The sequence below is a fragment of the Paenarthrobacter nitroguajacolicus genome, assembly GCF_031455195.1.
Taxonomy (GTDB): domain Bacteria; phylum Actinomycetota; class Actinomycetes; order Actinomycetales; family Micrococcaceae; genus Arthrobacter; species Arthrobacter nitroguajacolicus_D.
On record NZ_JAVDSH010000004.1, the window covers coordinates 173,402 to 186,724 of the forward strand.

Here is a 13,323-nt window from a genome sequence, read left to right on the forward strand (position 1 = left end):
GCGCTTACTCCTCGTCCCCGGCGTCGCCGTATGCTTCGTTTTCCGTCCAGGTCCGCTTGGACCCGGTCAGGATGATGTCCCACTTGTAGCCAAGGGCCCACTCGGGGCTGGTCAGCTCATGGTCGTACTGGGCCACAAGGCGGTCGCGGGCGTCCTGGTCCACGATCGACTGGTAGATGGGGTCCAGCGGGAAGAGCTGGTCACCCGGGAAGTACATCTGGGTCACGATGCGCTGGGTGAACTCCGAGCCGAACATGGAGAAGTGGATGTGGGCCGGGCGCCAGGCGTTCAGGTGGTTCTTCCACGGGTACGCGCCGGGTTTGATCGTGGTGAAGCTGTAGGAGCCGTCCGCGCCGGTGATGCAACGCCCGACGCCGGTGAAGTTCGGGTCCAGCGGGGCCGGGTGCTGATCGCGCTTGTGGATGTAACGGCCGGACGCGTTCGCCTGCCAGATCTCCACGAGCTGACCGGCAACCGGGCGTCCGTCGCCATCGAGGACACGGCCGGCAACGATAATGCGCTCACCCTGCGGTTCACCGTTGTGCTGGATGGTCAGGTCCGATTCCAGCGCGTGGACATCCTGGTGGCCGAACGCCGGCGAGTAGAGCTCGATGGTTTCCGGGTCCGCGTGGTGCAGGCTCTTGGTGGGGTGGCGCAGGATGCTGCTGCGGTACGGGGCGTAGTCCAGGCGCGGCATGGTCTCGGGTCCCTTGCCGTCCTTGACTGCCTGGGCGTAGCGATCCCCGATGGCCTTGATCTCAGCACTGAGATCTGCCTGGGTTTCCACCTTCTTGGTGTCGTGCGCGGCGTGTGGCTCAGCTGGCGGCACGAGTTCCTCGGTTTCGAGAGCTTGTGTGGTGTGGTCTTGCGGCACAGCCGGCTCCTTTCGGTTTGGATGGATTCTTGGTGGTACTGGTCGTAGGGCTTACACCCGGTGGAGCGAGTCGTATTGAACGGCGTGGCGCACCGGTGCGTTGGGCGCACCGTAGCCGTCGTAGTTGCCGCGTCGCTCCACCATTTCGAAGAACACACTGCCCACTGTGGCGGTGTAGAAGTGGAGGAATTCGCCGCTGGCGTCCCGGTCATACAGGAGGTTCAGTTCCTTGAGGGTGGCCAGGAATCCGGGTTCAAGATCGAACCGTGCATCCAGGTCCTCGTAGTAGTTGGCCGGAATCTGCAGGAACTCAAGGCCACGATCGCGTGCGCCCCGGGCCGTAGCCACGAGGTCGTCCACGGCGAAGGCGATATGTTCCTGGTACGTTTTGCGTGCTTTTTCGGCCTGCTGCGCCGGCGCAAGGTTCAGCACCAGCCGCACGGCTTTGTTGCCAGTCTGCATGACTTGGGAGCGGACCAGGCCGCTGGGGCTCGGAACCTCGGCGAAAGGCTGCGGTTCCAAGGCCAACGCGCTGGTGTAGAAGAGGACAGCTTCATCGAAGTGCTGCCACGGCTGGGCCAGGTTCACGTGGTCAATGACCGCTGTTTGGCCGGCGCCGGCGTGCTCCAGCCCCTCGCCGAACTCGTGCGTCCACGCGGCGGTCCCGTCCGGGCTGCCTTGGCAGAGGAAGATCTCGGTGGAGTCCGGCGCCGAGATGCCCTGGAACACCTCTTCATCGGCCTGGACCTTGCGGGCAACTACAGGCGCCTTGAGTTGCTGGGCGCGAGCGGAGGCAATCACTGGAGAGTCGACGTCGAACCCCAAAGCGGCAATAGCCGGTTCCGCGTGTTGCGCTGCTTGTTCGTTGATGATCACGCGGGCCTGGCCCATGGTCCAGAGCTGGACGTCCTTGGTGCGGTGGCGGCCCTCGAACTCGAAGCCGAGTTGGCCCAGGAGCTTCTCCAGCTGCGCGGTGTCGTCGGCCTTGACCTCGGCGAAGTTGAAGCCGGCGGGTTCGTTCACCTTGGGCAGCGTGGCAAGTTCCATGGGATAACGACGGCGGGACGCACTGCCGTTGCCGGCGGCGGTTCCGGTCTCCAAAGCGGTACTTGCGAGCCACTTGGCGCTCTGTTCCTCCAACCAGATCAGGGAGCGCATGGCATCCACTGCGGTCCGCTCAACGTCGGACTGGCGGAACACGTCATTGAAAACTTCAAGGGAGACCGGGCCGGTGTAGCCCGCGCGGACCACGTGACCCATGAACTTGGCGAGCTCGAACTGCCCTTCGCCCGGGAACACGCGGTAGTGGCGGCTCCAGGAGAGGACGTCCATGGAGAGCTTGGGGGCATCGGCAACCTGGACGAAGAAGATCTTTTCCGCGTTGATGTTCTCGATCGGGGCGGTGTCCCAGTCGCGGGAGAGGATGTGGAACGAGTCCAGGCAGGTGCCGAGGTTGGGGTGGTCCACCATCTCAACCAGGCGGTAAGCGTGCTCGTAGTCGTTGACGTACTTGCCCCAGGCCAAGGCTTCGTAGGCAACCTTCACGCCGTGGTCCCCGGCCAGTGCTGCGAGCTCAGCCAGTTGTTCAGCCCGCAGATGGTCGTCGTCAATGGTTGCCGTTGCCACGTTGGAGCACACCAGGATGGTGTCCATGCCCAGGCGTTCCATCAGGTTGAACTTTGCCTCGGCGCGCTTGAGGTTGGCCTTCAGCAGGTCCGGAGTAACGCCGTCGAAATCCCGGAACGGTTGGTACAGGTCAAGGCCCAAGCCGAGGTCTGCGGCCATTTTCCGCACTTCCTCCGGGCTGAGGGGTGACGTGACCAGGTCCTGCTCGAAGATCTCGATGCCGTCGAAGCCCGCAATGGCGCAGGCCTGCATCTTCTCCTTCAGCGTGCCGGACAGGCAGACGGTGGCGATTCCGGTGCGCATCAGCGGGCCGCCTTTGCGAGGGTGCCTCCGTTAAGACTGGCGGCTGCTTCCTCCTGGGCGATCAGCTCCAGGAAGTGGGCCCGCATCCGCTCACGGTCCGCAACTCGTCCGGTGATGAGTTGGAAAGCGTCCGCGGCCTGACCGACCGCCATTCGACCGCCGTCGAGGACGGCGCAACCTTTGGCGCGGGCTTCACGGACCAACTGCGTGTCGATGGGGCGGTAGACAATGTCCGCAACCCAGTGCCGCGGCTCCAGGAGTTCGATGTCCAAGGGCAGGCCCGGATGCGCGGCCATGCCGATAGGGGTGCAGTGGACCAGGCCGTCAGTGCGGGGCATGAGCTGGGCGAGTTCATTCGGCGTGTGCGGCGTCACCGAGGCCTCGGGGAACAGTTCGCCGAGTTCCGCGGCACGCTCAGCCGCCCGGTTCGCGTCCATGTCCACGAGGTCAAGTTCCTTGACCCCTGCCTTGAGCAACGCATACGCGACGGCGGATCCCGCACCGCCCGCGCCGAGCTGGACGACGCGATCGAGGTGAGCATCCGGGAGGCCGTCGGCGAGCGCCGAGCCGAATCCGGAGAAGTCCGTGTTGTGTCCGATGTACCGGCCGTCCTGAATCAGGACCGTATTGACGGCACCCAGGCGCGCGGCGTCGTCGGAAATTTCGTCGAGGTGCTTCATCACCAGCTGCTTGCAGGGGTGCGTGATGTTCAAGCCGTTGAAGCCCATGTGCTGGGCCGCGGTCAGGAGATCCCCGACGGCGGCGGCCGGCAATGCGAGTTCAAGCAGGTCGATGGGGCGGTACAGCAAGCGAAGGCCCTGCACATCGGCTTCGCGTTCGTGCATGGGCGGAGTGAGCGAGGGCATGACGCCTTCGCCAATCAGGCCCACCAGAACGGATTCGGCTCGGTTGCTCATCCTCAAGCTCCTTCTAACTTCAGCACCGCGGACACGTGGCGTTTTCGAAGCGCCGCACGCCGGGTGTTATTTACGTTACTACAGATGTTCATATTCCGCACGCATGTTCTTATCGCGAACAAATGGTGGGTAAATAGCACGTTGCGGGTCAGCGCCTCGGCAGGCGGGCCGCGAGTTCGGCCGCCGCCTCCTGCAGGGTGGGGACATGCGCGATCAGCTCCTCCATGGTGAGCCTGAAGACCGGCACCGCCGTAGCCAGTGATGCAAAAGCGTGGCCCTGGGCATTAAGGACCGGCACGGCGACGGCCCGCATGCCGATTTCGTTTTCCTCATCCATCACCGCGTAGCCCTGGCGGCGCACCTGCTCAATCTCCTCGCGGAATGCGTCACGATCTGTGATGGAGTGCTCCGTGAGCGCATCCAACGGAAGCTCCTCCAGGAGTCGCTTGCGTTCGATTTCCTCCTCGAAAGCCACAATCGCCTTGCCCACGGAGGTTGTATGCAACGCTCCCAGGTGGCCGGGATCGCTGGTGACGCGGAACGTCTTGGGTCCGTCCACCTTGTTCACGGTCAGGTGATGATTTCCATCCCGGACAGAGAGGATGGTGGCCTCATGGGTGCGCTCGGTGACACGCTGGAGGACAGGCAATGCGGTAGCCGCGAAGCCGTGGTGGTTTGAAACCCGCTGACCTAGCTGGAAGACCCGCAGGCCCAGGTGGTATCGCCTTCCATCAGGCTCGTAGTCGACGAAACCGTCGCGGGTCAGGGACCCCAGCAGCCGGTAGGTGGTGCTGAACGGGAGACTTGCACTCCTCGCGAGATCAGCAGCACTGGCCCCGCGGGGTTCGTCGCCAAGCAATACCAGCAGGCTCAGGGCCTTGCCGACCATGTCGGTCTTTGTGTCGTCTTTCACACTCATAACTCGATGCTCTCACATGGTGAGAGCTATTTCTAGATGGTGGTGACATCTCTTGACAAGTGACCGTACTCACAGTCACTATTGCTGTATTGCACAAGTAGCTCTCACCATGTGGTTACTTTGAGGGATGATCCGGCCGCACCTCGCTCTGGTCTCCCACAGACGCTAGATCCGCGACATCGTCGTCACAGAAGGAACACCCAATGAGCCAAACAATGCCGTCAGCGACGCCAGGCACTGAAACCATCACCGGAACACCCCGCAAAGCAGCCCTCGCCAGCTTCCTGGGCAGCGCCGTCGAATACTACGACTTCTTCATCTTCGGCTCGGCTGCGGCACTGATTTTCCCGCACGTCTTCTTCCCGGACGCCGATGCCAACGCATCCATCATGTCCTTCGCCACCTTTGGCTTCGCCTACGTCGCCCGGCCCATCGGAGCCATCATCCTGGGCCACTTCGGTGACAGGATCGGCCGGCAAAAAGTCCTCATGTTCACGTTGGTGCTCATGGGGGCGGCAACGTTCGTCATTGGCTGCCTTCCGGACTTCAAGACCATCGGTTGGTGGGCTCCGGTGCTCCTGGTTCTCGCCCGCCTCTGCCAGGGCCTTTCCGCAGCCGGCGAGCAAGCCGGCGCTTCATCGATGACCCTCGAGCACGCCCCTGATAACCGCCGCTCCTTCTTCACCTCGTGGACCCTGACCGGTACGCAGGGTGGCCAGATCCTGGCAGCTCTGGTCTTCATCCCCGTCGTGGCATTGCCGGACGAGATCAAGTACGGCATCGGCTGGCGCATCCCGTTCTGGCTAAGCGCCGTCGTGGTGATCGTCGCCTACTTCATCCGTCGCACGCTGCACGAGCCGCCGGCATTCGCCGAAGCCAAGAAGAACAACCAGATTTCCAAGCTTCCCATTGCCGACCTCCTTCGCCTGCACTGGCGTGATGTCCTCCGCGTCGTCTGCTGCGCCTTCATCGCGGCCGTCAGCACCGTGTTCGGTACCCTCGCCATCAAGTACGCCCAGGACGTGGCCCACGTCAACAGCACCATCACGCTGTGGTTGGTTGTAGCGGCCAATGTCGTAGCCCTCGGAACCCAGCCCCTGTTCGGTATGCTCGCGGACAAGATCGGCCGGAAGCCAGTCTTCATCTACGGAGCCATCGCCAGCGCAATCATGACCCCGGTGTTCCTGCTGACCCTCGAAGGCGGCAACGTTCCACTCATGTTCCTGGTCTCCGTGGTCTACTTCGCCTTCGGATACGCGGCAGCAAACGCCGTATGGCCTTCCTTCTACGGTGAAATGTTCAGCACGAAGGTCCGATTCTCCGGCCTGGCGATCGGCACCCAGCTCGGCTTCCTCATGGCCGGCTTCGCTCCGGCAATCGTGACTGCGCTGGGCGGGACCAAGCCCGGCGGATGGGTCCAGATCTCCATCTTCACCGCAGTGATTTGTGCCATCGCAGCAGTCTCCGCAATGACGGCACGCGAATCGGCCAAGACTCCCACCTCGCAGCTCGGCCTGCACAAGCAAGCCCAGTCCGCGTAACACTGACGCTCCTGCCCACATAGTCGGAACTGAAGTACGGAAAAGCCCGGAATGCCACCTGACACTCCGGGCTTTTCCGTGTCTGGTACGGGATCGGTGGAGGCAACCGGGACAGAGCGCGCCAACCCATTCAGCGCCACCCACCCGCGAGGGGTGGCTAGCTATCCTGTGCGTTGAACCTGTACATGAAGGCAGCCATCGCATCACGGTTGACGGGTTGCAAGGGCCGGAAAGTCCGGTCATCCCAGCCGGTGCTGATCCCGGTGGATGCCAGCCATGCGATTTCCTTGTAGAACTGGGCGTTGGCCGGAACGTCAACAAATGGCGATGTGGCTGGCGGAACGAAGTCCGTGACCTTGGCGAAGCGGTGCAGGAAAGCGGCCATCGCATCACGGTTGACGGGTTGCAAGGGCCTGAACGTCTGGTCTGGCCAACCACCCGAGATCTTGGTTGACGCCAGCCAAGCGATTTCCTTGTAGAACTGGCTGGTGGTCGGAACGTCCACGAATGGCGACGAAGCCGGGGGTGTGAAGGCGGGTTGCCCAGCCAGTCGATAGAGGAACGCCGCCATGGCATCCCGGTTCACGGACAGCAAGGGGCGGAACGTGGCGTCTGGCCAACCCGTGGAGATGCCGGTGGACTTCATCCAGCTGATCTGGTGGTCGAACTGTTGGCCTTCGGAGACGTCGGAGAAGTTAGCGCGAGACCAATAGGCCACTGTTCCGACGTCGGTCTGGGCGCCACTGGTGACGGCGATTTCCTTCGCTTCGGATTGATCCGCGACGCTTCCGGAATAGGTGGTGCCAGCGAGGCGCACATTCGTAGTGTTGCCCCGGAGACGGTAGGACCCGGTGGTTAGTCCGGTGATGTCGAACCTTCCTTGGGCGTCCGTGACTGCCTTCCTCGTCACGAGCGAACCATCGCGCGTGTAGGCCTCGACTACCGCAAACGGTAAAGGATGGCCGTCTGCATCGCGGAGGTATCCCTTCATGCTCCCGCCATCCGTGCCGGAGAAATCGAACCGGGTTTTCTGCTCATTCGCCGTGAGCGTGATGATCTGCGCAGGACCGGGCCCCTTGTCCTCACTCACGCCACTGTAGTACTGCCCCTCATAAGAATTCTTGGCCTGGTGGGCGCTCCCGACGGTCACCATATCCAACGCAAGTTTGTATTGCCCAGGCTGAAGTCCGCTGACGGTGTAATAACTGCTGTTAACCGGGACGTCCTTCACCACCTTGCCGCTGAGGTCATGGACAGAGACCCTATGCATGCCTTCACCCGTTGCCGGCCATGCACTGGACACCCAACCACTGATGCTGGAGCCAGGATCGCCCGCCAGATCTGCGTTGTAGACATCCTGCTCGCCCACGATGGAAACAGTGGCGGCCTCAGCGAAGGAAGCTCCTCCTCCATGCCAACTGGTAAGGACACCGCCGCTGGCCCGGATCCGGTAGATGCCATCAGGGATTCCACGGAGATCATAGTGGCCACCGCTGCTTGGAAACTCTGAAGCGACAACAGCTCCGGAGGAGTCCAACGCCTCGACCACAACGGTGGTCGTATCCACGTAGTAGGGCATCTCCACCCTGCCTTGGATCCGGCCGCCGCCCATGTTTTGGTCGATTCCGGTAACGTCCTGCCCCTCTTTGACCAGCACAGGAGTGTAGGTGCTCAGGTCCGAGCCGCCGTAGACCTCCATGCGCGACCAGCCGGGGTCGCTGGAATAGAAATAGACCTTGTATTCTGCGGCCGGCAGGCTGGGAAGAGTATAGGAACCGTCGGAGTTCACGATGCCGGACGGAGCGTTGGAGGACGGGTTATAGAGATTTGTCGCAAAGACGGAGACGGACCCCAAGTCCACATCTGAACGGACAGTAACGGTCCCACTGATGGAACCACCCGTCGTTCCGCTCACCGTCTCCGAACCAACTGTCATAGGGGTCAGGCCCACGGCCTGCGCGGGAACCATCCCCAACGCCAACGAAGCAAGCAGTGTTGCCAGGACGGCCATACGCCAACGCCGGATCCTCAAAAGAGACACGGATTCCCCCAAAATCAAGAGTGGATCGCCGTCGTAACCGCAGCGACTATGGCAATGCTAACGTTCGCCCGGGACAGAAATGGAACCCGGGTCTCAGCTCCGGCCGAGAGCTACCGCGGGTTCAGCGAGACCGGCTTGAACTGGCCCGCACCGGTACCGGAGTAGAGCAGCAAGGTCCCGTCGCCGGCTGCGCCCACCACGGACGGATCCCCAGTGCCCGTGAATCCGTTGCCCAACGCCGCAATGCTGGAGAACATGTTCCATCCGGATCCCAGATACAAACGCGCGAGGAACCCGCCCGAACCGTTGCCCGGATACAGCCACAGTCCACCATCCGAGGCGCGTCCCAGGAGGTCTTCCTTACCGTCGCCGTTGAAGTCGCCGGCCTGCAAGACCAGGTTGAACATATCCCAGCCCGTGCCGATCTGCTTGCGGGCCAGGAATCCGCCGGCACCGTTCCCGGGATACACCCACAGAACGCCGTCGGCAGTCTGCCCCACGATGTCCGCGCGGCCATCACCCGTGAAGTCCCCAGGGGCCAGTAACTGCGTGAACCCTTGCCAGCCCTCGCCGATCTGTTTGCGGGCCAGGAACTGGGCTTTGCCGTCGGTCGGATACAGCCACAGTGAACCGTCCGACGCCCGTGCCACAAGATCAGGGTGGGCATCGCCGTCGAAATCTCCTGCACTGACCACGGAAGTGAAGACGTTCCAGCCGGATCCCACCTGCACGCGCGGCAGGAAGCCACCCGAACCGTTCCCGGGATACAGCCACAACACACCATTGGTGGCGCGGGCAAGAATGTCCGCAACTCCATCGCCGTCGAAGTCGCCCGCCTCCCACACCTGGCTGAACTGGTTCCAGCCGATGCCAATGGTCAGGCGATCGGCGAAGCCGGAGCCGTCGCCTGGATAGAGAGTCATCGCGGAACCATTGCCGAGGACATCTGCGATCCTGTCACCCGTAAAGTCCTGCCCACCCATGATGTCGCCTGCCAGGTTCCAACCACTCCCGACGGCGGAACGCGGCAGGAAGCTGCCCTTGCCATCCCCCGGGTAGGAAAAGAGCGTTCCATCAGCGGAGCGGGCGAGGAGCCCTGCCGAACCGCCGCCGAAGGTACCGGCCGGGGCGAGGCTGGTGAACATGTCCCACCCTTGACCGATCCGAATGCGCGCAAGGAAACCACCCGAACCGTTGCCTGGATATAGCCAGAGCAGGCCTTCGCTGTCGGCGGCGATGACATCGTTCCAGCCGTCACCGTTGAAATCGCCCGGAGCCACCAACTTCGTGAAGCTCTGCCAGCCGACACCAATCTGGGCCCGCGGCAGGAAGCCACCTTTCCCGTTGCCCGGATAAAGCCAAAGTGTGCCATCGCTGGCGCGCGCCATGATGTCCGCGAAGCCGTCACCGTTGAAATCGGAGGTGCCGAACACGGAGTTGAAAATGTCCCAGCCGGAGCCGATACGCACTGGATCCTCAAGGCGGTTGCCGGGGAGGCCTGCGAAGAGGACCAGGGACCCGTCCGCCTCGCGGGAAATGACGTCGGCCAGCTTGTCGCCGTCAAAATCGCCAGCGGAGAAGCTGATGCGCGTTTTCAAGTTGACGTCAGCGTTGATGGTCACCGACGCCGACGTCTTGCTGACCGCGTTGATGGTCACCTGGGTCCCGGTGTACGTCGTGAACGTGCTGCCCGCCTGCCAGGCGTGGTTCTTGGCGTAGTAGGGCTCGGTAAAGGGCACCGTTGACGGCATGAGGATCAGCGAGGAGGCAATGGTGGCACCGCCCCGCTGGACAACCTTGACCCCCATATTGCCCTGCGGCCTGCCGGCATCCCCCAAGTAGCTGTCGTAGCCGGCGGGTTCCCTTAGCTCCAGGTAATAGACCTCTTTGCTGATGGGATCGGTGAACTTGATGGCACGCTGCGCGTCGGTGCCGCCCCAGGGCTTCAGCGTGTAGCTCTTGACGCCTGTGGCCACTCCGACGTCACGTATTTCGTCACCGCGCCCCAGCCGCGCGTAATCCCAGAACGTCGAACTGACCACGGGTTGGGCGTACTGCGCCGCGCCCATAAGGTCGGTGGTGTCGCCGTACTCGCGGATGTAGCAGGACGGGTCCGTGAAACGTCCGTCGCTGTTAACGCCGACGTCGGATGCGCCGCTGCCGCACTGCAGTGCATCTGCGTGCATCAGGCCGATGACGTGACCGAACTCGTGGCTCATCACGTTGTTCGAGAAGTTGCTGAGCTGCGGCATGAGCACGCGGCCGCTGTACGCTCCGCTGCTGTACCCGGCCCCCAACGCGTTGCCGGACAGCGTGGACGTGGGGATGAAGATGACCAGCGCTGTGTACGGACTGGCCGACCATTGAAGCTCGCTGGTGATCGTGGAAATGATGGTGCCGTAGCTGTCCGTTGAGCGGGCCTTCGACTGGAAGCCCTCCACCCTGCTGTTGACGGTCATGGAGAGCTTGTTGTCCGTCATGGCCTTCCAGTAATTACTGGTGGACACCACGGCCTTCTCTGCGCCGGCCATGGAAACGGGGTTGCCGTTGTCTGCCAGCTTTGCAGTCACCAACCGCACACGGATGTCGCCGCTGGGCCCGGTGGCCGCCACGGTGTTGTCCGGCGCGGTGTCCAACGGCGAAGCGCCGGGTCCTTCGAAAGTATGGTCCGAGTGCGGCGTACCCTCCACGAACCGGACATTTGGGTTGTCCGGCCCTGGAACCGGCACGGCCGTAGCCTGAGCCTGAACGAAAAACAGGCCCGTGGCAAAAACCATTAGACCTGTGGACAACGCGATGGATCGCCGCAAAACTCCCATTGAATCTCCCGGGGACGGAGTCTGTGGTTCCTGTGAGTCTCAAGAGCCACAGTCAGGTTACAGGCGGCTAGACAGTACCCTGCGCACATGTGCGCGTAACGTCGGCGAGTCTTCGTAGCTTCGGGCGGGGGGCTTTGTGGGTCTCTGGTGGGGGACGTCCGGGAAGCACCAGGGTTCGAAGTGCGCCCAACGCTGCTGCGTGGTCCAGGGGCTGCGCGCCGACAACCGTCGTCGGACGTCCATGAAACGCAACCATCCCGGAAACCTAACCGGACCCTAACCACGCGGAAATACGGCGGCAACATTGCCGCGCCACACTGGAATAGCCGGCAAGTGCAGGCGCCCAGCTCCAGCCAGGAGGACACCATGCTGAAGGAAGTCACCACTCACACAACACGTATACGCGCGATCAGCCAGCTCCACCGCGGAGACGAGATCGAAGCCCGCCTTTCCGTGGGTCCCGCCTATGATGACGTGGTCATCCGCCGCGGACGGGTCCAGGAAACAGCACCGGGAATCGGTGTCGTCTGGATCATGGATCACGCTTCAGGCATGAGAAAAGCGATCAATACCGATGAATGCAGTGTTTGGCGCGTCGCCTGAACAGGGCTCGACCCCGAACACTCGCTCAGCCGCCAGCCACGGACTGGATAATCAAGACCTCCTGGCCAGCCGCAACCTCCGTATCAAGACCCTTCAGACGCCGGACCTCATCTCCGTTCACGTAAATATTCACGAAACGGCGAAGCGCCCCGGTCTCATCCCGCAATCGCCTGGCCAGCACCGGATATTCTCCGGTAACTGAGTCCAGCAACTGTCCCACGGTCACAGCCCCGTCGGCGGACGCAGTCAGATAGGACTGTCCGCCGACGAGCGGCTGCAGGACGCCAGGCAACAGGACCGTAAAGTCAGCCACGGCGGACCTAACCAGGTACCGGAGCGTCAGGTTGGTCTTCGGGAGACGCTGCCGTCTTGGCAGCCGCCTCCACAATCACCTCGGCCTCCGCCAGTACTGTTGCTTCCGCTGCAGCCAGCGGGGCTTCCTCCCCTGCCGGGTTTCCAACCACGACGGCGGCACGCACGCTCAGTACGTCCGGCAAGTGTGCTGCCACTTCAGTAAAGGTCACGCCCTCGTCGGCGCTGGCGTAGACGGTGCCGCCGCGGGTGCCGAAATACACGCCAACGGGCTCGGCCGTGTCCACCGATGCGGCGTCACGGAGGACCGCGTTGTATTCGTGGTCCGGGAGTCCGGCGTGGAGTTCTGTCCACGTATTTCCTGCATCATGGGTCCTGTGCACGCTGAGTTTGCTGTCCGGCGGGATACGTTCGCCGTCAGCTTTGAGGGGAATCACCCAAGCCGTACCCTCGCGCCGTGGATGCGTCAGCATTACGAACCCGAAGTCTGCGGGCAGGCCCTCCGCGATGGAATTCCAGTTCTCGCCGTCATCATCCGTGCGGTACACGCCGTGATGGTTCTGCGCATAAAGACGACCGTCGACGGCGGCGTCTGCAGCGATCTTGTGGACGCACTGGCCGAATTCAGGGTTGGGATCGGGCATGAAGTAGGCCGATATCCCCTTGTTCCGGGGCTCCCAGGACGTACCGCCGTCGAGCGATCTGTAAACGCCGCCCGTGCTCATGGCGACGTGGACCTTCTCACCGCTCGGGTCCACCACGATCGAGTGTGCCGCCGCGCCGCCATAGCCGGCACCCCACTCACTGCGGTGGGGGTGGTCCCACAGTCCGCGGTTCAGTTCGAAGTGCTCGCCGCCGTCGGTCGATTTCCACACTGAAATCGGCTCGCAACCAGCCCAAACGACGCCGGGCCGGGAGTCGGCGTCGGGGTGGATCTGCCAAATGCGCTCCAGGGCCGCGTCAGTATCTTCGGGGAATTTGATGGCACCCTGTTCGGGCTCGGTCCACGTGGCGCCAAGGTCATCGGAGTGGACAACGGTGGGACCCCAATGTTCGGAACGCACCCCCACCATGATCCGTGTTTTGCCGTCCCTGGTGTCTATTCCAATGCTCGGTATCTCGCTCATCAGGAAATGTGGGCCGGAGAGGGACCATTCCTTGCGGTCTGTGCTGGTCGCGAGCCACAGGCCCTTCTTGGTCCCGATCGCTAAGAGGTAACTCTCTGGGGTAGCCATGAACCCATGCAACCATCCGCTGGATGGCGAGGGCAATGGTTTCCCTCATCTTAAAGCGCGGACCGACGCCCAGGCACAGCTATTCACTAAAGCAAGAAAACATGCTTGACTGAAGACTTTGCGGCCAAATTGG

Annotated in this window: 10 protein-coding genes; 2 read left to right on the plus strand and 8 right to left on the minus strand. The window is 62.6% G+C overall.

Features of this window, described 5'->3' with window-relative positions:
- Positions 1–4: 4 nt before the first annotated feature.
- The 4 genes from pcaH to J2Y68_RS10520 form a co-directional block, all read right to left on the minus strand.
- On the minus strand, positions 5–874 hold the full coding sequence (pcaH, locus tag J2Y68_RS10505) for a protocatechuate 3,4-dioxygenase subunit beta (protein WP_309993023.1): 870 nt from the start codon (positions 872–874) through the stop codon (positions 5–7).
- A 51-nt stretch (positions 875–925) separates the two neighbouring features.
- Positions 926–2,803: a bifunctional sugar phosphate isomerase/epimerase/4-hydroxyphenylpyruvate dioxygenase family protein gene (locus J2Y68_RS10510; RefSeq protein ID WP_309993026.1), complete on the minus strand. Its 1,878-nt coding sequence runs from the start codon at positions 2,801–2,803 to the stop codon at positions 926–928.
- Positions 2,803–3,720 carry a shikimate dehydrogenase gene (locus J2Y68_RS10515; protein ID WP_309993029.1) on the minus strand — a complete coding sequence of 306 codons (918 nt, stop codon included), beginning with the start codon at positions 3,718–3,720 and terminating at the stop codon, positions 2,803–2,805. The genes J2Y68_RS10510 and J2Y68_RS10515 overlap by 1 nt, the downstream gene beginning before the upstream one ends.
- A gap of 148 nt (positions 3,721–3,868) precedes the next feature.
- Positions 3,869–4,639: an IclR family transcriptional regulator gene (locus tag J2Y68_RS10520; RefSeq protein ID WP_309993031.1), complete on the minus strand. Its 771-nt coding sequence runs from the start codon at positions 4,637–4,639 to the stop codon at positions 3,869–3,871.
- A gap of 203 nt (positions 4,640–4,842) precedes the next feature.
- Here J2Y68_RS10520 and J2Y68_RS10525 point away from each other — a divergent pair, with 203 nt between their 5' ends.
- Positions 4,843–6,180: an MFS transporter gene (locus J2Y68_RS10525; protein WP_309993034.1), complete on the plus strand. Its 1,338-nt coding sequence runs from the start codon at positions 4,843–4,845 to the stop codon at positions 6,178–6,180.
- A 157-nt stretch (positions 6,181–6,337) separates the two neighbouring features.
- On the opposite strand, the gene J2Y68_RS10530 is transcribed toward J2Y68_RS10525, so the two are convergent.
- Positions 6,338–8,221: an S-layer homology domain-containing protein gene (locus J2Y68_RS10530; protein WP_309993038.1), complete on the minus strand. Its 1,884-nt coding sequence runs from the start codon at positions 8,219–8,221 to the stop codon at positions 6,338–6,340.
- Between the two features lie 110 nt (positions 8,222–8,331).
- Entirely contained in the window at positions 8,332–10,950 is a 2,619-nt protein-coding gene (locus J2Y68_RS10535; protein WP_309993039.1) for an FG-GAP repeat domain-containing protein, read from the minus strand.
- A 456-nt stretch (positions 10,951–11,406) separates the two neighbouring features.
- Here J2Y68_RS10535 and J2Y68_RS10540 point away from each other — a divergent pair, with 456 nt between their 5' ends.
- Entirely contained in the window at positions 11,407–11,643 is a 237-nt protein-coding gene (locus J2Y68_RS10540) for a hypothetical protein (RefSeq protein WP_024818712.1), read from the plus strand.
- Positions 11,644–11,668: 25 nt separating this feature from the next.
- Here the strand turns inward: J2Y68_RS10540 and J2Y68_RS10545 are convergent, their stop codons facing one another.
- Positions 11,669–11,956, minus strand: coding sequence for a MoaD/ThiS family protein (locus tag J2Y68_RS10545; RefSeq protein ID WP_211710084.1), 288 nt, complete (start codon positions 11,954–11,956; stop codon positions 11,669–11,671).
- A gap of 7 nt (positions 11,957–11,963) precedes the next feature.
- Positions 11,964–13,190 (minus strand): WD40/YVTN/BNR-like repeat-containing protein, encoded by a 1,227-nt coding sequence (locus tag J2Y68_RS10550; RefSeq protein ID WP_309993044.1) that lies wholly within the window; start codon positions 13,188–13,190, stop codon positions 11,964–11,966.
- Positions 13,191–13,323: the final 133 nt, after the last annotated feature.

Excerpts from the sequence above, each read along its gene's own strand:
- J2Y68_RS10510 (WP_309993026.1), bottom strand. The coding sequence starts at position 2,803 with ATGCGCACCGGAATCGCCACCGTCTGCCTGTCCGGCACGCTGAAGGAG.
- J2Y68_RS10515 (WP_309993029.1), bottom strand. The coding sequence starts at position 3,720 with ATGAGCAACCGAGCCGAATCCGTTCTGGTGGGCCTGATTGGCGAAGGC.
- J2Y68_RS10520 (WP_309993031.1), bottom strand. The coding sequence starts at position 4,639 with ATGAGTGTGAAAGACGACACAAAGACCGACATGGTCGGCAAGGCCCTG.
- J2Y68_RS10525 (WP_309993034.1), top strand. The coding sequence starts at position 4,843 with ATGAGCCAAACAATGCCGTCAGCGACGCCAGGCACTGAAACCATCACC.
- J2Y68_RS10540 (WP_024818712.1), top strand. The coding sequence starts at position 11,407 with ATGCTGAAGGAAGTCACCACTCACACAACACGTATACGCGCGATCAGC.
- J2Y68_RS10550 (WP_309993044.1), bottom strand. The coding sequence starts at position 13,190 with ATGGCTACCCCAGAGAGTTACCTCTTAGCGATCGGGACCAAGAAGGGC.